Source organism: Hymenobacter sp. IS2118 (genome assembly GCF_000715495.1).
Classification (GTDB): Bacteria; Bacteroidota; Bacteroidia; order Cytophagales; family Hymenobacteraceae; genus Hymenobacter.
The window spans coordinates 1-26,048 of the sequence record NZ_JNLX01000143.1; the positions used below are offsets into that span (position 1 = coordinate 1).

Here is a 26,048-nt window from a genome sequence, read left to right on the forward strand (position 1 = left end):
CCCCGCCCGCCCACCGGGAACCGAAAGCCGTGGCAGCCGTATCTAAAAGCGTCCGCCATCTGCAGGTAGCAGCCCGGCGCGACGCCCTCACCCTCCTTTCTCTATCTTTATGCAACACAATATCGCGAACATCAAAGTTGATTTGCAAACCGTTGGATTCTCGGAAAGCCCGGCGCTTCTGGCGCAGGTAGAAAGCGAGTTACGCCGCGTGATGCACTTCCGCGACGACATCGTGGCCGCCGACGTGTACCTGCGCGAAGAAGGCTCCAACCCCGAAAATAACAAGCAGGTGCGCTGGCGCCTGGGCATTCCCGGCAAGGATTTATTTGCCGAAGGTACCGGTTCTTCCTGGGCGGCCGGCCTGCGCGATGCCAGTGAGAAGCTCAAGCGGCAGTTTTTGGATTAGCATTCTACGTCGTTTTTACAAGCAAAAGGCCCGTCGGTAGTTCCGACGGGCCTTTTGCGTGGCGCTGCACCCAAAGCAGAGGCTTTAAACCTAAGTAGAAATGTTGGACGCTTTTAAATGAAGCGGCTGAGCTGTAGAAGGCGGGTATTGGGCGAGCCAGTGCGGCATTGGGCACTGGCTTTTCATTGCAGGAATAAGTTGCGGTAAACAAGCTATAACTTGAGCGCTTGAAACAGATTTGAGCGCCTTGGCAGCATGCGGTTGACAAGCAGATGCTGAGCGCCAAGTGGCCAATCTCAATTCAGGAACCTCCTTAAGAGCTAACATTATTATGTTTTCAAGCAAAGACTATTCTACACTGACACTTGATGAACTGGTGTCAGAAGAAAAGAAGATGAAATCACAAAAAACCGTCGCTGCTTTGTTCATAGGCATATTGATTGGTATTGCTATTTGGGCTGCTACACACAAAGGAGGCTTTTTTGTCACTATTGTTTTGCTGTTTCTCGCTTTTCGTGGCGGCTATAAAACGACACAAAACCTAAAGAGTATTCAGGCGGAAATAAGCAGACGGAATACTGTTGGATAACTGCTAATTAAGCATCAAAAAAGCCCCTGCAACTACCAGCGTTGCGGGGGCTTTTTGATGCTTAATTAGCAGTTATTTTCGGCGTTTCATCACCGCTTCTACGGCGGCCACGATGGCGGCATCGGTGAGGCCATATTTTTCCATCAATTGGTCGGGGGTGCCGCTTTCGCCGAAGCTGTCGCGCACGGCCACCATTTCCAGGGGCAGGGGCTCTTCGCGGGCCAGCAGCTGGGCAATGCTGTCGCCGAGGCCGCCATTCATCTGGTGCTCTTCGGCGGTGACCACGCAGCCGGTTTTGCGGGCCGAGGCTAGGATGGCCTGCGCATCGAGCGGCTTGATGGTGTGGATGTTGATGATTTCGGCGTTGATGCCGCGTTCGGCCAGGAGCTTACCAGCCAACACGGCCTTCCATACGAGGTGGCCGGTGGCGAAGATGCTCACGTCGGTGCCTTCGTTGAGCAGCACGGCTTCGCCGATGACGAACTCCTGGTCGGCGGGCGTGAAGTTGGGCACCACGGGGCGGCCGAAGCGCAGGTACACGGGGCCTTCGTGGTCGGCAATGGCAATGGTGGCGGCCTTGGTCTGGTTGTAGTCGCAGGGGTTGATGACGGTCATGCCGGGTAGCATTTTCATCATGCCCAGGTCTTCCAGAATCTGGTGGGTGGCGCCGTCTTCGCCCAGCGTGAGGCCGGCGTGCGAGGCGCAGATTTTCACGTTTTTATCCGAGTACGCAATGCTCTGGCGAATCTGGTCGTACACGCGGCCGGTACTGAAGTTGGCAAACGTGCCCGTGAAGGGGATTTTGCCGCCAATGGTCATGCCGGCGGCCACGCCCATCATGTTGGCCTCGGCAATGCCCACCTGGAAAAACCGCTCAGGGAAGTCCTTTTTGAAGGCATCCATTTTGAGCGAGCCGGTGAGGTCGGCGCAGAGGGCCACTACGTTGGGGTTGGTTTTGCCCAGCTCGTGCAAGCCGGCCCCGAAGCCGCTGCGGGTGTCCTTTGATTCGGTGAAGGGAAAGTCTTTCATGGGGGATGTTGGGGAGATTGAAAACGGTCAAAAAACTCCCCTCCTTACCAAGGAGGGGACATTTTCACGAAGTGAAAATTGGGGTGGTTGTAGGCGTTGAACGAGACGGTCAAACGCCTTTAAAATGAATGGTAATCGAATGCAACACGCTATCTAAATACGACCAAATTACTTTGTTTTCAAATCGCAGCACTAGAATACCGACGCTATTCAAATACTCCGTGCGCACTACATCACTTAAGTTACCAGATGTCGTAAAGTGGCCCACACCATCCAACTCCACCGCAAGCTTTTCCTGTGGGCAATAGAAATCGAGAATGAACTCGCCGATGCTGTGCTGGCGGCGAAACTTATGTCCGGCGAGCTGGCTGCATTTTAAGCTGTTCCATAGCACGGCCTCGGCCGAGGTCAGGTTGTTTCGAAGCGTGCGGCGGTCTGCTTTTTTGTGGGCTAGGTTATTGAAAATGGTCATGGCGTTCTGATTTCTCTGTTTTAATACATGCAAACGATGCTCAACGCCTACAACCACCCCAATTTTCACTTCGTAAGAATATCCCCTCCTTGGTAAGGAAGGGAGTTTTTCGTTCTTAATTTCACTTTCCAAAAATAGCCACCGAAGTTGTCTGTCCGCTGCGAATACTGAAATTGCGCACGTCCGTAAATTTACTGCCGTTGCTAGTCTTCGTGCGGAATACCAAGCGGTAGGCGCCGGGCTGTATGGGTAGGTTTATTTTGCTACTGCTGCCTTCAGGAAGGGTATAAATCCAGGTTTGCGATTCGTCGTTGTTGAGTTGGTAGATGCTGCCGTAGCCTTTCAGGTCGCTGGTGATATTGAGGGTACCGGGCGCGGCGTAGGTCACGGCCAGCTCCTGGCCTTGTTTCAAGCTCACGCGACGCGTGAGGCGGGGCAGCGTGAGCAGTTCCACTTCGTAGTTGCCAGCCAGCAGCTTTTGGCGGGTGCCGAAGGGAAAGCTGGCCACGGTGGCACCGGCGGGCGTGCGCACCACGGCTTGCACGGTGCCGTAGGGGTTGGGCGTGAGCTGCGGACTTTGCAGCCAGAGCGTGCCCTGGGGCGTTTTGAAAGTGAGCACGTTGGCCCGACCGGGGCGGATGGCCAGGTTGGTCTGGCGCACGGGCGGCACCGTGTTTATCACCAGGTCGTAGCTCTGCAGCGCGTCGATGTCGAGCACGTCGGCCCGGTTTTGGGCGTCGCGGTAGTGCACGTAATTGTACTCGGGCTGCTCGGTCACGTTGTTCACGAAGGTCATGTTCACATTGCTTTCGGCGGGGCGGCCGTCGGCGTCGGTCAGGTTCACGCTCACGGTGGTTTTGCTCAGCGTCTGGGCAATCACGTCGTCCATCACGGTGCGGAAGGTCTTCACATCGGCCGCGTTGTAGTACTGACCCAGGCATTCGAGCTGCCGACCAAAGTCCTTTTCCGCCCCAATACCGATGATGAAGGGCTTGAGAAAAATGTGCTTGCGCTGTAGGGCCAGCGACGATTTACAGGGGTCGGCGGCGCAGGATTCCAGCCCGTCGGTAATGAGCAGCAGCACATTACGCGACGCCTTATCGGCAGGAAAATCGTTGGCCGACTGTTCCAGCGAGTAGGTGATGGGCGTGTTGCCCTGCGCCTTGAGCGTGGCCAGCCGGGCCTTGATGGCCTTGGCGTTGCGCGGCGCAAACGGCACTTCCAGGCGCGAGTCCTGGCAGTTTTTGTCGCTGTTGGGAAACTGGTGGCCGTACACGCGCAGGCCCAGCTCCAGGTTGGGGTAGGCGTTTAGCGAATCCACCATTTTGCTCAGCATGCGCTTGGCCACTTCCCAGCGGGGCTGCCCCTCCCACGGCGCCATCATCGAGCCCGAGGCATCGAGCACGAATAGAATGCGGGTGACTTTGGGCTTGTCGGGCGCGGCGTTTTGGGCGTGGGCGTGGAAGGCGAAAAAGAGCAGCGCGAACAACATCGCCCAACGCAACCTCACTCCCTGACCCCCTCTCCAAAAAAGAGGGGGAACCGAATTTGCTTGCCGCAGAATCGTCAGGTTTCCCCTCTTTTTTGGAGAGGGGGTCAGAGAGTGAGGTTGGCGTGTGGGCGCGTTGCGCATCAGTTCCTAGTAGTCGCCCGCAGTGCCCACCACCAGCTGCTCCAGGGCGGTGGCCAGCTGCGCGTCGTTGGGCGCTACGCCGTGCCATTTATGGCCGTCCATCATAAAGTCGACGCCGAAGCCCATGCGGGTGTCCATGATGTACATGACGGGCTTGCCCTGGCCGGTGGCGGCCTGCGCGGCTTCGAGGGCCGGCAGCAGGGTGGCGTAGTCGTTGCCATCGGCCTCGAGCACATGCCAGCCAAACGCTTCAAACTTGGCGCGCAGGTCGCCGAGGCCGCCCACTTCGGCGGTGGAGCCGTCAATTTGCTGGCCGTTGCGGTCGATGACGCCGATGAGGTTATCGATTTTGTGATGGGCAGCGTAGAGCAGGGCCTCCCAGTTCTGGCCTTCCTGCAGCTCGCCGTCGCCCATAAGCACGAACACGCGGCGGTCGTCGCCGTTGAGCTTTTTGGCCTGGGCGGCGCCGCAGGCCACACTCAGGCCCTGGCCCAACGAGCCCGAGGCAATGCGGATGCCGGGCAAGCCCTCGTGCGTGGTGGGGTGGCCCTGCAAGCGCGAGTTGAGCTTGCGGAACGTGGCCAGCTCGCTCACCGGGAAGTAGCCCGAACGCGCCAGCACCGAGTACAGCGTAGCCGAAACGTGGCCATTCGACAGGAAAAACAGGTCCTGCCCCGTGCCGTCCATATCGAACGGCTGGGGGGTGTGCTTCATCACCTTGAAGTAGAGCGCCACCAGCAAATCGGTGCAGCCCAGCGAGCCACCGGGGTGGCCGGAGTTCACGGCGTGCACCATGCGCACGATGTCGCGCCGCACCTGAGCGGCAATTTCTTTGAGGTCGGCAGTCGCTATTTCAGCAGTCTGGGGCATGTGGGTTGGGGTTTGTTTCGGTTGGGTAAAGGTAATCTACCAAGCCGACGTACCGAAATTATGCTTACACAATCGGTTGTGTAAAACAACTATCACCTGTTAATCAGCATCTTACTATTAAAACCTCTTTTTCAGCCAATGTTCTGCTGATTTGCGTGCTGCCCATCCACGCAACGTGCGGCACAGCGTTTTTGCATGGTAAACTACAGCAGCTGGGCGGCGTGCGCTTTGGTATCCACTTTCTTGATAACCTTGTCGATGATGCCGTTCTCATCAATCAAAAACGTGGTGCGCACGATGCCCAGGTAGGTTTTGCCGTAGTTTTTCTTCTCCTGCCACACGCCGTAGTCCTGCACGATTTTCTTGTCGGTATCGACCAGCAGCGGGAAAGGCAGGTCGTATTTGAGGACAAATTTTTTGTGGGCTGCCTCGCCGTCAACACTTACGCCAATGACTTTGATGTTTTGGGCGGTCAGCTCCTCCTGGTGGTCGCGCAGGTTGCAGGCCTGGGCGGTGCAGCCGGGCGTGTCGTCCTTGGGATAGAAATACAGCGCCACGCGCTGGCCCCGCAGGTCTTTCAGCGAAATGGTGTTGCCATCCTGGTCGTTGGCAGTGAAATCGGGGGCGGGTTGGCCGGGTTCGGGAAGCATAGGTTAGGGTATGAGGGGGTTTTTAGGGTAAGAGGGTTTGGGGGTAGGCGGGTAAGAGGGTTTGGGGGGGGGTGAATTCCAAAGGGGGTAAAAGTCTGGCAAAACTCCTACCCCCAAACCCTCCTACCCTAAAAAATCTACAACGCCAGTGGAATCACCCGCTCGTTGCCGGCCTGGTCGGTGAGGCGCAGCTCGGCGGGGCCGCGCAGGCGGGGGCCCAGCGTGTCGGTGGCCACGGTGAAGAGGGTGGCGTTTTTGTGCTCGAACCGCAGCAGCCGGAACTGCCCGCCAACGAGCAGCTGGTAGCTGGCGAGGCCCGAAAGGTCGTCGGCCACCCGAAACAGCAGCTGCCCGCCGGGCCGCCCCGCCAGGCTACCCTTCGGCGCTATGGAATCGGTATGAATGCGGTACGAGCCGAACTGCCGGATGTTGGCCGTGATGTTGCCGCGCTCGTCCCATTTGCCGCCCAGATAGGCCTTGCCGCCCTTGGCCGTGGCCGAATAAATAGCAGTGCGCCGGGGGTCGGTGGGCGGGGTGGCGGGGCGCAGGGTCAGCTGCGCGGTTTTGTAGAGCGGACTAAGCGGGTTGCCCACCGTCCAGAAGCCGCTGCCCTTAGTTTCGGGCAGGTAAGTAGTGCCCAAGTAGAGGTTATCGAACAGCGTTTCGGAGCCAAACACCAGACTGAGAAACGAGGTCGCGTAGGTGGTTTCCCGGCCCGCGGGCACCAGCACCTGGCGGTCGAATTTCTTGGTAATGCCGCCAAACCGTAGCGAGTCGGGCAGGCCGGCACGCAGGTCGTAGAGGTACACGTTTTCGCTGTTCTGGGTGTAGCTGGGCCGGATTTCGAGGCGGCGGTTGCCGCGTAGCAGCACCAGGTTGCCGGCCACCGAATCGGTGCCGAGGTCGGTGGCCACGGCCTTGAGCAGGTTGCGGGTCACCTCAAAGCGCAGCGCGGGCTTTTTGGCCGCGGCCGAACGGGTTTTAAAATACGCCGGCTGCTCGCCGCGCAGCACCAGACGCAGCGGCGTCTCGTTGTTGTAGGAGTCGGCCAGGGTAATATCGACGGTGTAGACCTTGCCGGCTTCCACGGTCAGGCGGCCTTTGCTGGGGCCGGTGCTGTAGATGGGCAGGTCGTTGCCGTCGTCCACCCACAGCTTTTGCAGGGACCGGCCCTGGGTCTGCTGGTACACAAAATCCAGGAAATTGCTAATCTGCCGGGTGCCCGTGGGAAAAGGCACGGCATCAATAACGTGCTGGTAGAACGGCTCCCCGTTCACTTTCACGGTCACGCGCTGGATACCGTTCTTGTTCCAGGCATTGTCGAATCGGTCGAAGCCCTGCACCAGCAGCCCCACCGTGCCAAAGCAGCGCACGGTATCGGCCCAGGCGAAGGCTTTGCCGGGGGCGGGCTGCACCTTGGGCACCAACACCGCTTTGGCAAACACGTTTTGCACCCGCGCCTCAATGCCCAGCGGTTCCACGGCCAGGGCCTGCAAGGTGGGGGCCACGTGGTCCTGAATTTCGGGAAAGCCACCCCATTGCAGCGGGTTGTACTGCCGGTCCTGGGCGTCGCGCACTTCCCAGTGCAGGTGCGGGCCCGCCGAGCCGCCGGTGTTGCCCGACAGCGCCACCACTTCGCCCCGCTTCACCGGGAACTGGCCCTGCTCGAAGAAGGCTTCCAGCTCGTAGCTCTGCTGCTCGTACTGGCGGCGCAGCAGCTCGGCCGCCACGGGGCCGCGGAAGTCGTTGAGGTGTCCGTACACCGTGGTCAGACCGTTGGGATGCGTGATGTAGAGCACGTTGCCGTAGCCAAAAGAGGACTGCTTGAGGCGCGAAATGTAGCCGTCGGCCGAGGCGTACACGGGCTGGTTGATGCCGCCACCGGTCTTAATATCGAGCCCGCCGTGGAAGTGGTTCGGGCGCAGCTCGCCCATGCTGCCGGCCAGCAGGCCAGGCTTGCCAGGCGCAATAGGAAACAGAAAATACCCCTTCGGCACCACCATTTTTCCCGCCGACAACGTCTCGCTGCTGGAACGACCAGCCGGCACCGAATCCGCATCCTGACCGTCCGCTACGCCGGGCCACGCCACTGCTGTTACGGCCGCCATACCCAGAACCACTGCTACCTTTTTTATATCGCGCACTTTCAACTTTACCATTCTCACAAAATCAATCTATAATAAGCTTTTCCTTAATATTAGTTGTTATTTATCGATAATTATTTGCTGATTATCACCGGAACAAATGACTAACAATCAACAAACAACAACTCAGAAATAGCAACTAGCAACCGACAACTAACCCATCTCGAAAGACTATTTAATTATCTCAACGAATATTAAGTTCAAGTATTTTTTCATCCTCCAAATAGCCGGTCAACTGGTCGCCAATCATTACGGGACCCACGCCGGCGGGGGTCCCGGTAAATATTAAGTCCCCCATTTTCAGGGAAATATACTTCGACACGAAGCTAATGATTCTTGCAAACGGGTGCAGCATCAGGCTGGAATTTCCGGTTTGACGAGTTTCGCCATTCACTTCCAGATGAAAATTAATATTGCTTAAATCGGCAATTTCCGCTACTGGTTTGAAGGTGCCGGAAATCGGGGCTGAGCCGTCGAAGGCTTTGGCTAGTTCCCAGGGCAGGCTCTTTTTTTTCAGCTCGCTTTGCAGGTCGCGGGCCGTGAAATCGATACCCAGGCCCACGGCATCAAAATAGGTGTGGGCAAATTGCTCGTCGATGTGGCGGCCGTTCTTGCACACGCGCAGCACCAGCTCGAGCTCGTGGTGAATATCCTGCGAGAACTCGGGGATGAAAAAGGGCTGGCCGCGTTGGAGCAGCGCCGTTTCGGGCTTGAGGAAGATGACGGGCGCGGCGGGCACTTCGTTGTGCAGCTCGGCAATGTGGTCGGCGTAGTTGCGGCCGATGCAGATAATTTTCATGAATGCACGCAAGGCGGAAGAGAAGGAAGCCAAAACTACGGCCCGGCTTGGGCATACGGCAACCCAGCGGCTGGTTTTTACTCCTTCCCGAGCCCGGTTGGTAAACATTTACCCGCCTTTCCGCCGTATAGGCGACTACTGCGGCGCTTGCATTGCCGGAACCAAAGCCTTCGGCTCGTAAAACGTGGTAGCCACAGCAGCGGTTACCAGCCGCCTTTTCCTCTCTTTTTCCCACCATTATGCTCAAGAAACTCACCTTACTGGCCAGCTTGTCCTTTCTGGCAGCTTGTTCCACCGTTCCCATCACCGGCCGCCGCCAGCTCAGCCTGGTGAGCGATTCCGAGATAAACACGCTGGCCGCCACGCAATACCGCGAGGTGATTGCCAAAGGCCCGCTATCCACCAACTCGCAGCAGGTGAACATGGTGCGTAACGTGGGCCGTCGCATTCAAACGGCCGTGGAAACCTATTTCCGCCAGCAGAACGCTGCCGACCAGCTGGCCGGCTATCAGTGGGAATTCAACGTTATTAAGGACGACCAGCAGCAGAATGCCTGGTGCATGCCCGGCGGCAAAGTAGCCGTTTACACCGGCATCTTGCCCATTACGCAGGACGAAAACGGCTTGGCCGTGGTGATGGCGCACGAAGTAGCGCACGCCGTGGCTAAACATGGCTCCGAGCGTATGAGCCAGGGCCTGGTGCAGCAGTTGGGCGGCCAGGCCTTGTCGGCAGCCCTTTCTACCAATGCGCCTGCCACGCAGGAGCTGGCGTTGCAGGCATTTGGGGTGGGCTCACAGTTGGGCTTGCTGCGCTACGGCCGCAACCAGGAAAGTGAAGCCGACCACCTGGGCCTGATATTCATGGCCCTGGCCGGCTACAACCCTGACGGAGCAATTGCGTTCTGGCAGCGCATGGAAGCCAAAGGCGGTGCCACGCCGCCCGAGTTCCTCTCCACTCACCCCTCCAACGGCACGCGCATCGCCGACATTCAAAAGGAGCTGCCCGAAGCCCGCAAATACTACAAACCCCGTTAGTTGTTAGCTTGAAGTTGTTGGCTGTCAGTTAGCGGCACAGAATCAAGTACCAACAACTGTCAACCAATAATCACTTATTCCGCTTTATAAAATGCGTTTCGCCCCTCGCCTTCTGGGTATTGGCTTGCTCAGCTTGCTGGTCTTGCTAATGATGTCCTGTGAAGCTACCAAGCAGTCATCCAACGAGTTTGGAAGCCCCAAGTTAATGAAAGGCGAGGCCATCGCCAAGGTCGAAAGCCGGGAAGTAGTGCATTTCACCGACAGTACGGCCGAGTACGCTACCTCCCGTAGCGAGCTGGCCACGGCCTTCATCCGGGAGTTTGGCGATGGCACCGTGGTCGATAAAGTGCAGGTGCGCAAGGCCCCCGTGGGCGACGGCCAGCCCGTGACCTACTACCTCATTGGCATGGGGCTGCGCAACGGCGGCTTTCGGGCCATGGCCCTGCCCCTCACTGCCGGCGGCGACAACACCTACTACCTGCGGCCGGGAGCCGAGCGCTACATCCTGACGGGCGTGGGCTGCGCGGTTTGCTTTTTCAATTTTGAAAACGGCCGCATCGTCAGCACCACCTGCTCCCGCAACCTGGGCGGTGGCCACTGCGACCTGAAAGTGGAAGTGACGAACTCCCTGTTTGCCGCCAAGTGAACACTACTGGCAAATGGCTCCTGCGCGCCGCCCTCACGGCCCTCGCCCTGCTCATCACCACCGATACCAACCGGCCGCGCAAGCCGGCCCCAACACCAAAAAAGCCCGCTGAGTAGCGGGCTTTTTTTGGTTGAATCACGATAAGAAAAAGTGTCTGCGAGACCAGTTCCTACCCAGCGTCAGTTATCCTGCGCATTCCACTAATTCGCTCACTCAGCCCACGCAAATCCACCCGTTCCAGCGGGTGCAGGGTATTCGGCAGCACCTCGTAGCGGCCCCGTGGCAACTGCGCCGCCAAGGCCGCGCCGGCTTCGCTGTTGGCCGTGTGGTCGGCATCGCCCACCAGCACCAGCACGGGCACTTGAATACCTGCCAACGCTGCGACCGTGAGTGGTGGCATTGCTCCGACGGCCTGCATGAGCGTGGCCGTGGCCCGTACTACGGCGGTCCAGTCGGCGGGCGCGTGGCGGGCCCGGAGCTGCTCGGCAAAGGCCAGCACTTTGGCCAGCATCTTTTCGGGGTCGAGGAAGCGAGTTTCGGCCGCGGCTGATTCCGGTGACCAATCCAGCTTGGTGCCCAGCGTCGTGATACTGGCGAACTTATAAGGCTCCTGCACGGCGGCCAGCAACGCCGCGTAGCCGCCCATGCTGTAGCCAAACACGTGCGCCGGAGCCGCTTCGTCCTCCAGATACTCCAGTACCTCGTCGGCAAAGTAGGGCAGTGCGAAGGTTTTGGACTGCACCGGCCGCCCGGCGTGCCCGGCGAAGGCCAGCGTTTTCACTTCAAAATCAGCATTCAACCACTCAGCTAGTGGGTGCAGGGTTTCGGGACTGCCCAAGGCCCCATGTAGCAAAAGCAGCGTGGGCTTCATGGCTAAGCTATGATTTCGGTGGCCAGCGCGTTCACGTCCAGCCCGTCGAAGGTGCCAGATGACATCAGCAGCAGGTTGGCCTGGGCCCACTCCTGCTCGCGCAGGAAGGCGGCCAGCTCGGCGCTGTCGGTAATTACGCGCAGGTCGGGGCGCTGGAAGGCTTCGGCCACGGTGGCGGCGGCCAGCGGCGGCAGGCGCTTGTGGGCCAGCACCTGGGGGTTGAAGTACACCACCGCCACGTCGGGCGCGTCGAAGCAGTGGGCGTACTGCGGCAAAAACACCGGGTTGAGGCTGCTGAAGGTGTGCAGCTCCAGGCAGGCCACCAGGCGCCGCTTGGGGAACTGCTTCTTAAAGGATGTGGACGTGGCCTTGAGCTTGCTGGGGGCGTGGGCAAAGTCCTTGTACACCACCGAAGTAGCGCCTTCCCGCACCAGCTCCAGGCGCCGCGCCGCGCCGGGGAACGAGGCAATGGCCTTAAAAAAGTCCTTGCCCTTGATGCCGAGCTGCTTGCAGACTTCCTTGGCGGCCGAAATATTACGCAGGTTGTGCTCGCCAAACACCTGAATGGCTACTTCCTCGTCCTTTTTATTGAGCAGGTACGTGCGCCCGTCGCGGATGACGTGCTCGTGCGGGCCGTAGCCCACGTAGGTCACGTCGGGGTTGCTGGGCACGGCAATAAGCTGGGTTTGCTCGTCGTCGCGGTCGTAGATGAGCACGCCGGCCTTGGGCGTCATGTCGGCAAAAATGCGAAACTGCTCGCGGTAGTTTTCCTCAGTCGGAAACACGTTAATATGGTCCCAGCTGATGCCCGAAATCACGCCGATGTGGTGCTGGTAAAGGTGGAACTTCGGCCGCCGGTCCACCGGCGAGGCCAGGTATTCGTCGCCCTCGATGATAATAATAGGCGCCTCGTCGGTGAGCTGCACCATCAGGTCGAACCCCGCCAGCTGGGCCCCCACCGCGTAGTCGAACGCACGGTCGTGATAGCGCAGCACGTACAGGATGCAGGCCGTGATGCTGGTTTTGCCGTGCGAGCCGCCGATGACGATGCGCTGCTTATCGCGGCTGGCCTCGTAGATGTATTCGGGGAAAGAGTAGATTTTGAGGCCCAGTTCCTGGGCCCGGAGCAGTTCGGGGTTGTCGGGGCGGGCGTGCATGCCCACAATCACGGCGTCGAGGTCGGGCGTGATGTTGTTGGCGTCCCAGCCCTCCTGCGCCGGCAGCAGGCCGGCGGCGGCCAGGCGGCCTTTGGCGGGCTCAAAAATCTCGTCGTCGGAACCCGTCACGTGGGCGCCGCGCCGGTGCAGGGCCAGCGCCAGGTTGTGCATGATGCTGCCGCCCACGGCGATGAGATGAATGGCTTCTGGTTTCGGGCTGCGGCTCGTTGCTTCCAAAGTGGTGTGTGGTTCGTTGTTCGTTGTCAGGTGCAGCCGTCAATTTTAGAATAATTCCAACTACTGACAACAGGCAAGCGACAACCCAATTAGCGGGCCGCGAAAGTACGCAATCTGCGCCGCCGGAGCCCTGCCATAACCAAAAGAATCGACTTCCGCCGCCTATCTTTTTCCCCGCTCCCGGGGTTAGCTTTGTATACATGGTGTGCGGCCGGACTTTCGAAAAAAGCCCGGTCCTACTTTATCGCTGCCCAATACCCCTGAGACTACTATGCAAGACCGGATGGACGACCGCCTGAAGCAATCCGCAGCCCGAGCCAAAGCGGCTTTGGGGTCCCGCGGCGCTGCCGGGATGGTCCCCTTCAACGCGGGCGCGGCCGGCAAGCTGCCGCCCCAGGCCCCCGAGCTCGAAATGGCCGTGCTTGGCGCGCTCATGCTGGAAAAAGATGCCCTCACCTCGGTCATCGACCTGCTCAAGCCCGAGAGCTTTTACAAGGCGTCGCACAAGCTCATCTACGAAGCCATCATTCGGCTCTTTGATAAATCGGAGCCCATCGACCAGCTCACCGTGGTGCACGAGCTGCGCGAAATGGGTGCCCTCGAAGCAGCCGGCGGCCCGTTTGCCGTGGCCAGCCTCACCTCCAAAGTCAACTCGGCGGCCAACGTGGAATACCACGCCCGCATCATCACCGAATCGGCCATTAAGCGCGAGCTGATTCGCATTTCGAGCGACATCCTGCGCGACGCCTACGAGGACACCACCGACGTATTTAACCTGCTCGACAACACCGAGTCGGCCCTGTTTGAGGTGTCGGAGTCGAACATCCGCAAGAACTTCGACGACATGCGCAGCCTGATGGGCAAGGCCATCAAGGAGCTCGAAGAAAAGAAAAACCAGAAGGACGGCCTCACCGGCGTACCCACCGGCTTCACGGCCCTGGACCGCGTTACCAGCGGTTGGCAACCCTCTGACCTGGTGATTATTGCAGCTCGGCCAGGCATGGGCAAGTGCTTGGGCAAAGGCACCAAGGTGCTGATGTTCGACGGCGACCTGCGCAATGTGGAAGACGTGCGCGAAGGCGAGCTGCTGATGGGCGACGACTCCACCCCGCGCCGAGTACTGAGCATTGCGCGGGGCCGCGAAAACATGTACTGGGTGCGCCAGAACAAGGGCGACGACTACCGCGTGAACGAGAGCCACATTCTCTCGCTCAAACGCAGCCGCAACGAAACGGAGTTCGGCGCAAGCCAAGGCCCGCACCGCCATGGCGACGTGCTGAACATCACCGTGAAGGACTACCTGACCAAAGGCCCGAAATTCCGCTCGAACTACAAAGGCTACAAAGTGCCGGTGGAGTTTGAGGCGCAGGAGCTGCCCGTGGACCCGTACTTCCTGGGCGTGTGGCTGGGCGACGGCAACACCAGCAACTGCCGCATCACGGGCCAGGACCCGGAAATCATTGCTTACCTGCACGAGTACGCCGCCGCGCTGAATATGCAGGTGACCGTGGGCGTGGTGGAAAACCGCTGCAACAGCTACGGCATCACCCGCGGCCGGCAGGGCGGCAACATTGTCGAGTACTCACTGCAGGACGAGTTGCGCCAGCTGGGCGTGCTAGGCGACAAGCACATTCCGCGCGCCTACGCCATCAACTCGACCGAGAACCGCCTGCGCCTGCTGGCTGGACTTATTGATAGCGACGGCCACCTCGACCCGGTTTCCAACGGCTACGAAATCACGCAGAAAAACCAGCGCCTGGCCCGGCAAATAAAGTTCCTGGGCGACTCGCTGGGCTTCCGTACCTCGCTCACGAAGAAGCGCGCCACCATCTCCAGCATCGGCTACGAGTGCGAAGTGTGGCGCGTGCGGCTGTACGGCGACATTGAGCGCGTGCCGGTGCGGGTGGCCCGCAAAAGGGCTCAGCCCTGGGCCTCGCCCGTGGACTGGCGCCAGACCGGCATCAGCGTGGAGTTCGACAACGTGGACGACTACTACGGCTTCGAGATTGACGGCAACCGGCTGTTCCTGCTCCAGGACATGACCGTGACGCACAACACGGCCTTCGTGGTGTCGGCCATGCGCAACGCGGCGGTGGAGTTTAAGCGGCCGGTGGCCATTTTCTCGCTGGAAATGTCCTCGCTGCAGCTCGTCAATCGTCTGATTTCGGCCGAGGCGGAGCTGGATTCGGATAAGATTAAGAAGGGCACGCTGGCCGACCACGAGTGGCAGCAGCTCAACCACAAGATTACCGACCTCTCGGCCGCGCCCATTTACATTGACGACACGCCGGCGCTGAGCATTCGGGAGCTGCGCACCAAGTGCCGCCGCCTGCGCTCGCAGAAGGACGTACAGCTCATCATCGTGGACTATTTGCAGTTGATGAGTGGCAACACCGACGGCCGGGGCGGCAACCGCGAGCAGGAAATTGCCAGCATCTCGCGGGCCCTCAAGGGCATAGCCAAGGAGCTGAACGTGCCCGTGCTGGCCCTGTCGCAGCTTTCGCGCTCGGTAGAAACCCGCGGCGGCGAGAAGCGCCCGCAGCTGAGTGACCTGCGTGAATCGGGCTCCATTGAGCAGGACGCCGACATGGTAATCTTCCTCTACCGCCCCGAGTACTACGGCCTCGACCAGGACGCCGAGGGCAACTCGACCCAGGGCGTGGGCGAGGTCATCATCGCCAAGCACCGAAACGGCTCGCTCGAAACTGTGCAGCTCAAGTTTATCGGCAAGTTCACCAAGTTTGCCGACCTCGACGGCGCGGGCGGTGGATTCGACCCCAGCGGCTACCAGCCCATGGGCCTACCGGCCAGCAACTTCGACAGCGAACCCAGCAGCTTCGCCCCCAACACCATCCGGCTGGGCTCGAAGATTAATGAGTCGCCGGTACCCTTCCCGAAAGGCAATATGAGCAAGCACGAAGACCCGCCCTTTTAGGAATTAAAAATTGAGAATTAAAAATTGAGAATTAAAAATCAAAAATGAGACAGTCCCAATCCGAACGACCCATTTTTAATTTTTAATTCTCAATTTTTAATTACCGGTTTATGACCTTATTCCTGCTCTGCCTATTCGCCTTTCTGGCGGGATTTATCGATTCCATTGTGGGCGGCGGCGGGCTGATTCAGCTGCCGGCCATGCTGCTGCTGCTGCCGGGCGTGCCGGTGCCCACAGTGCTGGGCACCAGCAAAGTGGCCGGCTTGTCGGGCACGGCGGTGGCCCTACAACGCTACCTGAGCGGCCCGGAGAAGCTGGACATTCGCTGGCGCACGGTGGCGCTCACTGCGCTGGTGGCGGGCGGGTTTGCGCTGCTGGGCTCGCGGGCGGTGAGCCTGCTGCACAAGGAAGCCGTGCGGCCGCTGGTGCTGGGCCTGCTGGTGCTGATGGCCGTGTACACCGCCTGGCGCAAGGACTTTGGTAGCCTGCACGCGCCAAAACTTAAAGGAAGCCGCGAAATTCTGGTTGGCGTAGTACTGGGCGCGGCCATCGGATTTTACGACGGCTTTTTTGGGCCGGGCACGGGAAGCTTGCTGCTGTTTGCATTCGTGGGGCTGTTTGGCTACGACTTTATCGCCGCTTCGGCCTCGGCCAAGCTGGTGAACGTGGCCACCAATGCCGTCAGCCTTGCCTACTTTGCCAGCACCGGGCAGGTGATGTACCGGGTGGCGCTGCCAATGGCCGCGTGCAACATGCTGGGCTCCCGGCTGGGCGCGTACATGGCGCAGCGGCACGGCACCGGCTTCGTGCGGGTGCTGTTTCTGGTGGTTGTGAGTGCTTTTATTGGGAAGCTGGGCTGGGACACATTCGGGGCGTAACCGGCGCAATCATCCGTTCCTTACAGCTTCACCCCCACCGTGAGAAAGTAGCTGCGTCCGTCCGAGGGCAGAATGCCGGGGCCGGGGTACGCCGTGGCCCGGCGCGTAAAATACCGGGCATCGGCCAGATTATTCACGCTGGCTTCGAGCTTGAGCCAGCGATGCTCCCACGACGCCGACGCATCGAAAACCTGGTAGGCAGGGATGCGCCCAATCACGGCCGACGAGCTGCTGGCCGGGGCGTTAGTGGCGTCCGAAAACTGGTCGGACAAGTACAGGAATTGCAGCGAGGCTTTGAACGGGCCGTAGCCGGCGCGGGTGCCGGCTTTTAGGTTCACGTCGGGCACGAACTCGACGCGGTTGCCTTCCACCCCCACCAGCTCGCTTTGCACGTAGCGGCCCCGAATCAGGGCCACGTTGCTGAAGGCCGAGAACTGCCAGCGGCCCGCCTCCCGCAATGCTTGGCTCAGCAACTCCACTTCAGCGTAGGTTTCGACGCCGATGATGAGCGCCCGGCCCGCGTTGAGGCGGCGGCGGTACACGTTGTTCAGATTGTCGAACTCCTGAATTTCGCCGATGCGGTTGCCGTAGCTCAGGGCAAACACGCTGGCATCGTAGGTGAGCACGCCGGTTTTTTCGCCACGCACGCCCAGGTCGGCCGAGAAGCCGCGCTCGTCCTGTAGGTTGGGGTCGATGACGGAGGACGGGTTCACAATCTGCATGTCGCTGAAGGTGATGGAGCGGTAGTTCTGCGAAATATTACCGTAGAACTCCAGCTGCTCGCGGGGCTTGTAGCTCACGCCGAGGCCGCCCAGGACGAAGCTGCGGCTGTTTTGGCGGGCCTCGGTCTGGCTGCGGGTGCTGATGATGTTGCCGGCCAGGTCGCTATCGACCACGCTCAGCACGCCGTCGGCCCGCGTGCGGATGTACTCGAAGCGCGCGCCCGGCGTCACCGAGAGCCGGTCGGTGAGGTAGAAGATATTCTCGGCAAAAAAGGCGGCGTTGTGGTTAGGGAAGCGGTAATCGGAGCTGTTTTTCGTGCTGGAAAACCGGTCGGCGTCCACGAAGCGGAAATCGGCGCCGCGGCCGGCCGGGCCAAATCCCTGCACGCTGTGGGTAGTGCCGCGGTAGTAGCGGGTGCCGAGCAGCAGCACGCCGTCTTTGCCGGCTACCTGGTAGCGGTTGAGGAAGCGGGCTTCCAGGCCATAGTTGCGGAAGTCGCCGTCAATGAGGTCGCGGCCGTTGAGGTCGTTGTCGGCGCGGTCGACCTGCACGGGCCGGAAACCCAACGACTGGCGCGAAGCCAGTAGCCCAAAGGCAATGACGTTGACGTTGGCCTTGGCGCTCAGCTTCCAGTCGGCGCTCACATTAAACAGGTTCCAGTCCACGGCAAACCAGTTGCGCTCGCGGTTCGACTGCCGGGCATCCTGCGCAAACTGCCGGTCGGTGAGGCCGCCAGGCTGTTGGGCCAGGTAGTCCATGTGCGTAAACTGGACGCCGACCTTAACGTTTTCAGTAGCCTGGTAGCGCACGTCGGCGTAGGCGGTTTTGCTCTCGAAACCGGAGTTGGGCCGCCAGCCGTTGCCGCGCTTGTATTGGGCATAGGTGTAGTAGCTGAGCTTGCCCACCGTGCCGCTTACGCTGTTGAAGGAGTTGAAAAAGCCGAACGAGCCCACCGTTTGGCGCGAGGTGATGGCGGCTTTGCGGTCGGGCTCGGGGCTGCGCAACTCGAAGTTGAGCAGGCCACCAAATTGGGTGCCGTATTGCAGCGAGGCCGCCCCGCGCACCAGCTGAATGCGCTTCACCGCCTCGGTGGGCGGCGTGTAGTAGCTTTCGGGGTAGCCCAGGGCATCGGCCGAGATGTCGTAGTTGTTCTGCCGCACGTTGAAGTTGGTGGTGCGGTTGGGTTCGAGGCCGCGCCCGCCAATGCTGAGTTGCAGGCCGCCCGCGTCGCTCTCCCAGATGTTGAGGCCGGGCACGCGGGCATACACCTGCCGGGCGTTGTTGGTGGCGAGGTTGGCCACCAGGTTTTCGGGCACGATGACTTCCGATTTCTTGGCCGCGAAAATGGCCGTGCCTTCCACCTCGCGCAGCCGCGTCTGGCCAAACGTGGTTTGGGGCGCGGCCACCACCACTTCGTCCAGGGTGCGGTCGCGCCCGGTCAGCTCAAAGGTGAAGCCGTCGGCGGGCAGCCGGACTTCGATGGCAAACGGCTGGTAGCCCAGCGCCGATACCCGCACCTGCTGTGGGCCCGCAGCCAGCCCTCGGGCCTCAAACCGGCCGGCGCTGTCCGTGAGCACGGCGCGGGCCAGGCTCTGCACATACACCTCCCCGCCGATGACCGGCTGCCCACTGCCAGCGGCCAGCACGCGGCCCCGCAGCGTTTCCTGCGCCTGGGCGCTGAAGCCTAGCAGGACAACCCCCAATATCAATAGCGTTCTATAAACCTGAAATCTCATCGTCAAAAGGTAAAATCCACGGCTTGGGCGCGAAGCTTTCGGCCTGGCGGGCCAGGTCTACGGTGGGGTCAATATAAGCCTTGCCCAGGCGGCCGTTGAGGGTCACGTAGGCGTCGGCGTAAATTCGGGGTTGGTACACGCCCTGGGCGGCGTAGTAGTCGTGCAGGTAGTGGGCAAATTGCAGCATCATGTCGGCCTGAGTGCCCATCATCTTCTCCTGTAGCACGCTCAGGTGGTCGGAATTATTGACGCGCCGGGTGCGGCCAGTGGCGGAGTCGACTACTTTAAACTCGACCTGGCCCATCTTTTCCATCAGCATCACACGCCAGGAAAAGCGGTAGCCTTCCTCGGTCCAGAACAGCTCGCGAGGGTACAGCGCGTAGCGAAAAGGCACTAATAGCTGCACCACAAAAAACAGCGCCAGCCCCGTGAGCAGCGCCAGCCGCACCCGCGGCTGGTACACCAGCCGCGAGGCAGCGCCGGTAGCCGCCGGCCGCCGAAATAGCGCCCGCAGCCGCGCCAGCAGCCGCTCGTGCCATTCGGCCGGAAAAAACACCAGCGCCGCCACTATCATCACATACGGAAACATGCCGATGGGAAACAGGATGGCCGTGAGCACATGAAACACCACCACCGCCGCGTAGGCATAGGGCCGGGTAATGCGGTTCAGCAAAAAGAACGGTACCGTGAGGTCATAAAACGCCCCAAACCAGCTGAAAACGAAGGCCGTGGCGGGGTAATTAAATAGAAACCCCACCAGCGGCAGGTCGTTTTTGGCTGGCAGCCAGATGCGCAGCGGCTGGGCCGCCAGCAGCCAGTCGGAGTTGAGCTTGGCCAGCCCGGCGTAGACGTACACGATGCCCACGAGCAGGCGCAGGGCGTCCACGGTCCAGCGGGGCACGTGGGTGCGTGCGCGGCCGGGGCGGCGGGCGGCATCCAGCGAGAAGTAAGCACCGGCGGGCAGCACGGCCAGCAGCAGCGCCGCCAGACTCACAAAGTAATAGTGGTTCAGGTAGGTGCTTTTGTCCATCAGCTCGATGTAGGTGAAGCTGAGGAACAGGCCCACGGCGGCTGCGCGGTAGTGCCAGCCCAGCGCCACCAGCAGCGCGCAAGCGCCACAAATCGCAAAAAGCCCGTACGTGTACGGGCCCAGCGGCCGGATGAAATCGAGCCCGAAATAAGGAAAAAAGAACCGGGGCTGAATGTACAGCTCGGCAATCCAGCCCTTGGCCCAAAAGCGAACGACGCTGGCCAGTATCAGCAGACCAAAGGCCACGCGAAATACTGCCAGCGGCGCCGCCGAAGTGTAGGTGTTGAAATAGCCGGGGCGCATTAAAGCGGTTCCGTTATTGGTAAGGGGAATTAAAAATTAAGAATGAAGAATTAAAAATCTGACGGTCAAATTTTTAATTCTTCATTCTTAATTCTGTTCATGGCGGTGGAAACCGCACTAGTCGCCGTCGTTATCCACGTAAGTCACGCTCACGCTCATAGCCGAGGTCATGTCCACTTTTATCAGGCGCACGGCTTTTTGCATCTCGCCGTAGGCTTGCACGGCGGCGGCGTTGCGCGTTTGCAGCGTGGCCGACAGGTCGGGGCCGAGGCCAGCCAGCTGCTGGGCCGAAACGCCAAACTGGTCGTTGATGAGTTGGGTCAGCGACTGGCCGGTGCGGCTGTCTTTGGCGCCCAGCGCGTCCACGTACGACCGCAGCGAGGGCTGCCCGGCGCGGCCGTTGAACACGGCCTGCACCGTGGCGTGGGCCGCCTGGGCCAGCTGCAGCGGCAGCGTGCCACGGTGGTAGTAAGCCTCAATCTTCTCCGGCGCGGCCACCCCCGACATTACGCCGGCGGGAATGCCGATTTTGCCCGTGCGTAAATAATGCTCGTAATAGCGCGAAAAGGCGTTTGTCAGCAGCGAGAGCGAGCTGCCGGCGTTGGTGCCGGTGCTGTTGATGAAGGTGGCGCGGTAGGGACCGTTCCATTTCGCCTGCACGCCCGCGAACAACTGGTCCATCCGGGCCACCACGTCGGTGAGGTAGCGGCGCTGGCCGGGCGCGGCCACATACGACTGCACAATGGCGTTGTCGTCGGCCGCGATGCCGTTCAGCAGAAAGTCGAGCGCCGGAAAGCCCTGCTGGGGAATGGCTGTCGAGAGCTGAAAATTATAGGTGCCCGACGCGATGTTTTGGCGAATGCCGGCCGCGTCGGTGGGATAAATATTGAAATTATTGACCAGCGAAACGTCGGCGGCGGGGCCGAATTCAAACACTTCCACTTGCTGCCACTCCAGGTACGCCTCGCGCCAGGACTGGCGCAGGCTCTGCAGCCCCGTCGTAGTGGGCGCGGCCGTAAAGGCGTTGGCCTGGGTTTTCAGCGCGCCCAGTTTGCTGCCGAAGCCCTGGTAGCGCGGAATCACCAGCGCGTCGGCATACTGCGTGAGCAGGGCCTTGCGGTCCAGGTCAGAGGTGCCGGCCGTGGGCGCTTCCGGGTCGTCGATTACGTCCTTGCAGCTGGAAATACCGCCGGCGGCCAGCACCACCGATAACGAAAAGAGCAGAATCGACTTTTTCATAAGTGATAAGGAAAACGGCTACCCGCAGGCGTTCCGATGTCGTCTTGCGCCCAGCACCTAGAAGCGTTACCGGGCGCAAGACGACGGTCTAAATAAAAACCGAGGGCAAAATGTTTGGCTAGCCGGGGCTAGAGCGAGAATTTGGTATTGATGGCCGTGACGGCGGCATTGGCCTGGGCGTTGGTCATCGTCCAGGCGCCCTGGCTGCCCGCGGTGAGGTTGTTCAGTACGCCATCGGCCCAGGCAGCATCGGCGCCGGACTTGGTGCAGAAGCGCAGCGAGTACACGAACCCGATGCCTTCGCCCAGCGCGTGGGCTTTCACGGCGGGGTCAGCGGCGGCTTTCCAGTTGGTGAGGTACGACACGGCCGACTTGGCAATGGTTTTTTCCAGCTCGGTGCGGATGATGTCAGCCTGCGCCTTCAGCGTGGCCTCGTCGTTGTTCACAATCGCGGCGCGGCCTTTCAGAAACGCCAGGTACACGCCGGGCGAAGCCGGGCCGTTCTTTTCGTTGAGGTAGCCGGCCAGAAACCGCTCGCGGGGCGTGAGGGCGATGTCGGTGGTCATGGTGGCGTTGGCCGTCAGGTAGCCGTAGGCCAGGTCCCAGGCGTGCTCCCGCTCGGTATATGTCTTGCCAGCCACCACTTTGCTGTTGTCGACGGCCAGGGAGGCGGGGGTCAGCAGCACATTGCCAATCTGGTCGAGCAGCAGCGCGCCCAGCAGGCCTTTCTGAATAATCTGGTTCACCTCAAAGCCGTTGCCATCCACGAGGTAGCGGCCCAGGCGGCCGGCGGTACCGGGCGTGGCCACTTGGTTCACGCTCTGACTGGCGGTGGCCAGCTCGGTCAGCTTGGCGTCCATGTAAGCGCGCACCGGGGCGGCGTTGGCATCGGAGAACGAAGCGGCCGTTTTGTCGCGCAGCTGCACGCCGGAGGTGTTCAGGGCGGCGTTGGCGAAGGGGGCGTTGGTGTTGGTGTAGAGGTTGCGCAGCTTGGTGATGTCCAGGGTGGCGGGCGTGGCGGGGGCTGCCACGGCCACGGTGGCCATGTAGCTGTTCAGCTCCGAGAACATATCGAGCCGCACGGCCGCCGTGCCCAAGTCCACCGTCGAAGTGCCATCGGCGGCCTTAAACGAGGTAGTATAAGGAGTGGTACCGGTGAGGGCGCTGTATTCCATTTTTGAGCGCAGCGCCGGAGTGGTTGGGGCCACCTCGTCGTCCTTGCTACAGGAAGCCAGGCCGAGGGTGCTGATGAATAAGGTAGCGGCGTAAATACGGTTGAAGGAGGTCATGGGGAAATATGAAATTGAAGCAGAAAGTCAGGATATGGAAGACGATTGCGCGCCCTCGTTGTTTAGAATCATTCTAAACTTTGACAAAAGTAAGGCCTATTTAGAATCGTTCCAAATAGAAGTTCGATTTTTTTCTAGTTCCATTATCCATCCTGGTTCTTGCATTCAACTTTTCTCGTCATCCTTCACGGCCCTGTTGCATCAGGTTTGTGCGGACAACCTCACGGGGCCAGGCTTATTCCTGAAATACCAGCTGCCTTTCCGATATAGCATCCAGCTCAAACACCTCGGCCAGCAGCTCGTAGGAGCGCAGCCGGTCCTGAAAGTCGGCGGTGATGGTTACGGCCGTTATTTCATCCACTTGGTACTCGGCGGCCAGCGCCGTGAACTGGGCGTGTACCTGCTCGGGCGTGCCGCTCACCACGCGGTTGTGATTTTGGCGCAGGTGCAACTGGTCTTCGGCCGTGAAGCGGTAGCTGCGAACTTCCTCGGGCGTGGGCAAAGCGCCCCGCTCGCCCTTGCCAAAGCGCAGCAGCAGCAAGTCCAGGGCGGCGCGCAGCTCCTGCGCCTTTTCCTCGGTATCGGCGCAGAGCGTGAACACGGCCATGTTGGCCAGCGGCGCGGGCAGCTCGGCCGAGGGCCGGAACCGTTCGCGGTAGGTGCGCACGGCCTGGGCCCCGCCGTGGCCATTAATAAACTGAGCAAACGAAAACGCCATGCCTAAATGCGCCGCAAACAGCCCGCTCTGGCCGCTGGAGCTCAGCAGCCACAGTTCCGGGCTGGTGGCCGCTTTGGGAATGGCCATCACCCGCTCGTGAATGGTTTCGGGCACCCGGTCGTCGCGCAAGTAGGCCTGCAGGTCCATCAGCTGCTCCACAAAATCCTGCTCGCTGAAGGTATTGTGGGGGTTGAGGGCGTGGGCAGTGAGGCGGTCGCCGCCGGGCGCGCGGCCCATGCCCAGGTCAATACGGCCCGGAAACAGGGTTTCGAGCATGCGGAAGTTTTCGGCCACTTTCAGAGCGCTGTAGTGCGGCAGCATGATGCCGCCCGAACCCAGCCGAATACGGCTGGTCTGGCTGCCGAGGTAGGCCAGGAGCACCTCCGGCGTGGAGCCGGCCAGGGTATCGGTGTTGTGGTGTTCGGAAACCCAGAACCGGCCGTAGCCCAGCCGGTCGGCCAGGCGGGCCAGCGCCACAGTTTCGAGCACGGCCTCGCGCGCCGTGCTGCCGGGCCGAATGGGCGACTGGTCGAGCACGTTGAGGCGAAGCTTGGGAGAAGTTGTCATGGTCTGAGGGAAGGGAATGAAGGTGCTAGAACCGCTGGCAGTTGCTTACAGTTCGAGCCGCTCGGCGCGGAGCATTGCAGGAAGAAGGATGAACATTGGGGAATTCAGCTGTTACGCACCCAAACAATCAGATTCCATTCCTTTTGATGAGCGACCACAACACCGTCACCCTTCAGGTAGCCGACGGCACCGAAATGCGCGCCTACACGGCTTTCCCTACCACCACCGGCCCCGTGCCCGGCATCATTCTGCTCCAGGAAGCCTTTGGCGTGAACCACCACATCCGCAGCGTGGCCGACCGCCTGGCCGCCGCCGGCTACGCCGTAATTGCCCCGGAGCTGTTTCACCGCACCGCCGCGCCGGGCCTGGAAATTGCCTATTCCGATTTCGCTACCGGTGCCATGCCGCACTACAGCGCCATCAACCACCCTGATTTGGCGGCCGACCTGCAGGCCTCTCACGCCTGGCTACAAACCCAGGCGCTGGTGATGCCCGACAAAATCGGCAGCATCGGCTTTTGCCTGGGCGGTCAGGTGTCGTTTCTGGCCAATATCGTGCTGCCCCTGGCGGCGGCCGTGTCGTACTACGGCGGCGGCACCCACACCCTAAAAGACCGCGCCGCCGACCTGCACGCCCCGCACCTCTTCTTCTGGGGCGGCCTCGATGCCCACATCAGCAAAGCGCACATTGCCGAAGTGACTGACGCCGTAGAAGCCGCTGGCAAACCCTTCATCAACACCGTAATTTCCTACGCCGACCACGGTTTCCACTGCGACGAGCGGCCCAGCTACCACCCGCAGGCCGCCGCAGAGGCCTGGGCCATGACGCTGGCATTTTTTGGGGAGAAGCTGAGCGGGTAACTCTGTTGTAGCAAAATTATCTTGAAGACCGTCATGCTTCGACAAGCTCAGCATGATGGTCAGACTAACCGCACTATGTGCGCAAGGGTAAATTTGCGGCTTACCCCCTTGGTTCGATGTCGTTACTCACCCACTTAGCCGACGTGCCGGACTTCCGGCGGCAGAATAAAAACTTTCGCCACAAACTATTAGACATTCTCGTTATCAGCGTGCTAGCTGTGCTGAGCGGGGCCGACGATTTTGAGGAAATCGCCTGGTTTGGCCAGCAGAAAGAACCCGTCTTTCGGCGCTACCTCTCGCTGGACAACGGTATTCCGTCCGACGATACCTTCCGGCGGGTCTTTCAGCACCTGGACGCGGCGGCGTTCAACGCGGCCTTTCTGGCCTGGATGCGGCAGGTGCTGCCCGCCGACCAACTCGGCCAGGTTTGTATCGACGGTAAGACCCTGCGCGGCTCCGGCCCGCAGGCGCTGCACGTGGTGTCGGCCGTGGCCAGCGCCCAGGGCCTGAGCCTGGCCCAGGTGGCCACGGCGGGCAAAGGCCACGAACTGGCGGCCATCCCCGACGTACTGGCCCTACTCGACGTACGCGGCTGCCTCGTCAGCCTCGATGCGCTCAGCTGCCAACCTGCCATCGCGGCCCAGATTTGCCAGCAAGGCGGTGATTACCTGCTGGCCCTCAAGGAGAACCAGGCCACGCTCTTGGCCGAGGCCGAACGCGCCCTGGCTCAGGTGCCCGCTCGGCAGACGCTCGAATCCTGGAGCCTGGCCTCCCACAACACCCCGCTCTGCACCCAGGTCAGCGTCCAAACCGACCTGCGCTGGGTCGATGAAGAAGGCCGTTGGCCGGGGCTGGCCGCCCTGGTCCGGGTCGCGACCACCCGCCACCCGGTCGACGGACCGGCCCAGTCGCAGGCCGTGCGCTACTACCTCAGCAGCCGCGCGAGCCTGACCCCGGCCCAGGCCACGGCCGCCGTGCGCGACCACTGGGCCATTGAAAACAAGCTCCACTGGCACCTGGACGTGACGCTGGGCGAAGACGCCCACCGCTTGCGCCAGGCCCAAGCCGTGGAAAACCTGGCCCTCGTGCGCAAAATGGCGCTTAACCTGCTGCAACAGGACCCCACACGGGTCAGCATCAAGAAAAAACGAAAGCGGCTCGGATGGAACGATGCCTATTTAGAAGAGCTGCTGACCCAGATTTGCCACCAACTTGCATAGTGCGGTTAGTCTG

At 60.7% G+C, this 26,048-nt stretch carries 22 protein-coding genes; 8 read left to right on the plus strand and 14 right to left on the minus strand.

The genetic code is table 11. The features are described 5' to 3' along the window. Positions 1 to 109: 109 nt before the first annotated feature. Both GM79_RS13485 and GM79_RS13490 read left to right on the plus strand, forming a co-directional pair. Positions 110 to 406 (plus strand): HPF/RaiA family ribosome-associated protein, encoded by a 297-nt coding sequence (locus GM79_RS13485; RefSeq protein WP_035564716.1) that lies wholly within the window; start codon positions 110 to 112, stop codon positions 404 to 406. A 331-nt stretch (positions 407 to 737) separates the two neighbouring features. Beyond that, positions 738 to 995: a hypothetical protein gene (locus GM79_RS13490; protein ID WP_035564718.1), complete on the plus strand. Its 258-nt coding sequence runs from the start codon at positions 738 to 740 to the stop codon at positions 993 to 995. 72 nt (positions 996 to 1,067) lie between these two features. Here the strand turns inward: GM79_RS13490 and GM79_RS13495 are convergent, their stop codons facing one another. The 7 genes from GM79_RS13495 to GM79_RS13525 form a co-directional block, all read right to left on the minus strand. Then, positions 1,068 to 2,024 (minus strand): transketolase family protein, encoded by a 957-nt coding sequence (locus GM79_RS13495; RefSeq protein ID WP_035564720.1) that lies wholly within the window; start codon positions 2,022 to 2,024, stop codon positions 1,068 to 1,070. Between the two features lie 109 nt (positions 2,025 to 2,133). Further along, positions 2,134 to 2,628: an endonuclease domain-containing protein gene (locus GM79_RS13500; RefSeq protein WP_235184062.1), complete on the minus strand. Its 495-nt coding sequence runs from the start codon at positions 2,626 to 2,628 to the stop codon at positions 2,134 to 2,136. Further along, positions 2,618 to 3,988 (minus strand): vWA domain-containing protein, encoded by a 1,371-nt coding sequence (locus tag GM79_RS13505; protein ID WP_051718880.1) that lies wholly within the window; start codon positions 3,986 to 3,988, stop codon positions 2,618 to 2,620. Before GM79_RS13505 ends, GM79_RS13500 begins: the two co-directional genes overlap by 11 nt. Before the next feature lie 147 nt (positions 3,989 to 4,135). Further along, a complete protein-coding gene (locus GM79_RS13510; protein ID WP_035564726.1) occupies positions 4,136 to 4,999 on the minus strand; it encodes a transketolase in 864 nt (287 codons plus the stop codon). 203 nt (positions 5,000 to 5,202) lie between these two features. After that, a complete protein-coding gene (gene bcp, locus GM79_RS13515) occupies positions 5,203 to 5,649 on the minus strand; it encodes a thioredoxin-dependent thiol peroxidase (RefSeq protein WP_035564728.1) in 447 nt (148 codons plus the stop codon). Positions 5,650 to 5,786: 137 nt separating this feature from the next. Next, positions 5,787 to 7,808, minus strand: coding sequence for a M23 family metallopeptidase (locus GM79_RS13520; RefSeq protein WP_051718881.1), 2,022 nt, complete (start codon positions 7,806 to 7,808; stop codon positions 5,787 to 5,789). Positions 7,809 to 7,977: 169 nt separating this feature from the next. Continuing rightward, complete coding sequence (locus tag GM79_RS13525; protein WP_035564730.1) at positions 7,978 to 8,592, minus strand: fumarylacetoacetate hydrolase family protein; 615 nt, start codon at positions 8,590 to 8,592, stop codon at positions 7,978 to 7,980. Positions 8,593 to 8,831: 239 nt separating this feature from the next. On the opposite strand from GM79_RS13525, the gene GM79_RS13535 reads away from it, so the two are divergent. Beyond that, positions 8,832 to 9,626, plus strand: coding sequence for a M48 family metallopeptidase (locus GM79_RS13535; RefSeq protein WP_035564735.1), 795 nt, complete (start codon positions 8,832 to 8,834; stop codon positions 9,624 to 9,626). A gap of 91 nt (positions 9,627 to 9,717) precedes the next feature. Continuing rightward, positions 9,718 to 10,272 carry a hypothetical protein gene (locus GM79_RS13540; RefSeq protein ID WP_152559991.1) on the plus strand — a complete coding sequence of 185 codons (555 nt, stop codon included), beginning with the start codon at positions 9,718 to 9,720 and terminating at the stop codon, positions 10,270 to 10,272. Between the two features lie 169 nt (positions 10,273 to 10,441). Here the strand turns inward: GM79_RS13540 and GM79_RS13545 are convergent, their stop codons facing one another. Together GM79_RS13545 and GM79_RS13550 are read right to left on the minus strand one after the other, a co-directional pair. Further along, the gene (locus GM79_RS13545; RefSeq protein ID WP_035564739.1) at positions 10,442 to 11,143 is read right to left on the minus strand and encodes an alpha/beta fold hydrolase; all 702 of its coding nucleotides are present in this window, start codon (positions 11,141 to 11,143) and stop codon (positions 10,442 to 10,444) included. A 2-nt stretch (positions 11,144 to 11,145) separates the two neighbouring features. Next, positions 11,146 to 12,537 carry a UDP-N-acetylmuramate--L-alanine ligase gene (locus tag GM79_RS13550; RefSeq protein WP_072008616.1) on the minus strand — a complete coding sequence of 464 codons (1,392 nt, stop codon included), beginning with the start codon at positions 12,535 to 12,537 and terminating at the stop codon, positions 11,146 to 11,148. 352 nt (positions 12,538 to 12,889) lie between these two features. On the opposite strand from GM79_RS13550, the gene dnaB reads away from it, so the two are divergent. Next, a complete protein-coding gene (gene dnaB / locus GM79_RS13555; RefSeq protein WP_235184063.1) occupies positions 12,890 to 15,472 on the plus strand; it encodes a replicative DNA helicase in 2,583 nt (860 codons plus the stop codon). 110 nt (positions 15,473 to 15,582) lie between these two features. Then, positions 15,583 to 16,350, plus strand: coding sequence for a sulfite exporter TauE/SafE family protein (locus GM79_RS13560; RefSeq protein ID WP_035564743.1), 768 nt, complete (start codon positions 15,583 to 15,585; stop codon positions 16,348 to 16,350). Positions 16,351 to 16,370: 20 nt separating this feature from the next. Here the strand turns inward: GM79_RS13560 and GM79_RS13565 are convergent, their stop codons facing one another. The 5 genes from GM79_RS13565 to GM79_RS13585 all read right to left on the minus strand — a co-directional run bounded on the left by GM79_RS13565 (position 16,371) and on the right by GM79_RS13585 (position 23,955). Then, positions 16,371 to 18,809, minus strand: a complete 2,439-nt coding sequence (locus GM79_RS13565) for a TonB-dependent receptor (protein WP_035564745.1) — start codon at positions 18,807 to 18,809, stop codon at positions 16,371 to 16,373. Further along, the gene (locus tag GM79_RS13570; RefSeq protein ID WP_035564747.1) at positions 18,790 to 20,142 is read right to left on the minus strand and encodes an HTTM domain-containing protein; all 1,353 of its coding nucleotides are present in this window, start codon (positions 20,140 to 20,142) and stop codon (positions 18,790 to 18,792) included. Before GM79_RS13570 ends, GM79_RS13565 begins: the two co-directional genes overlap by 20 nt. 117 nt (positions 20,143 to 20,259) lie before the next feature. Further along, positions 20,260 to 21,381: an imelysin family protein gene (locus tag GM79_RS13575; RefSeq protein WP_035564749.1), complete on the minus strand. Its 1,122-nt coding sequence runs from the start codon at positions 21,379 to 21,381 to the stop codon at positions 20,260 to 20,262. A gap of 128 nt (positions 21,382 to 21,509) precedes the next feature. Beyond that, entirely contained in the window at positions 21,510 to 22,670 is a 1,161-nt protein-coding gene (locus tag GM79_RS13580; RefSeq protein ID WP_035564750.1) for a DUF4856 domain-containing protein, read from the minus strand. 235 nt (positions 22,671 to 22,905) lie between these two features. Next, positions 22,906 to 23,955: an LLM class flavin-dependent oxidoreductase gene (locus GM79_RS13585; protein WP_035564752.1), complete on the minus strand. Its 1,050-nt coding sequence runs from the start codon at positions 23,953 to 23,955 to the stop codon at positions 22,906 to 22,908. Between the two features lie 146 nt (positions 23,956 to 24,101). Here GM79_RS13585 and GM79_RS13590 point away from each other — a divergent pair, with 146 nt between their 5' ends. Both GM79_RS13590 and GM79_RS13595 read left to right on the plus strand, forming a co-directional pair. Further along, positions 24,102 to 24,815 carry a dienelactone hydrolase family protein gene (locus GM79_RS13590; RefSeq protein WP_035564753.1) on the plus strand — a complete coding sequence of 238 codons (714 nt, stop codon included), beginning with the start codon at positions 24,102 to 24,104 and terminating at the stop codon, positions 24,813 to 24,815. A gap of 116 nt (positions 24,816 to 24,931) precedes the next feature. Next, a complete protein-coding gene (locus GM79_RS13595) occupies positions 24,932 to 26,035 on the plus strand; it encodes an ISAs1 family transposase (RefSeq protein ID WP_035559885.1) in 1,104 nt (367 codons plus the stop codon). Positions 26,036 to 26,048 lie beyond the last annotated feature (13 nt).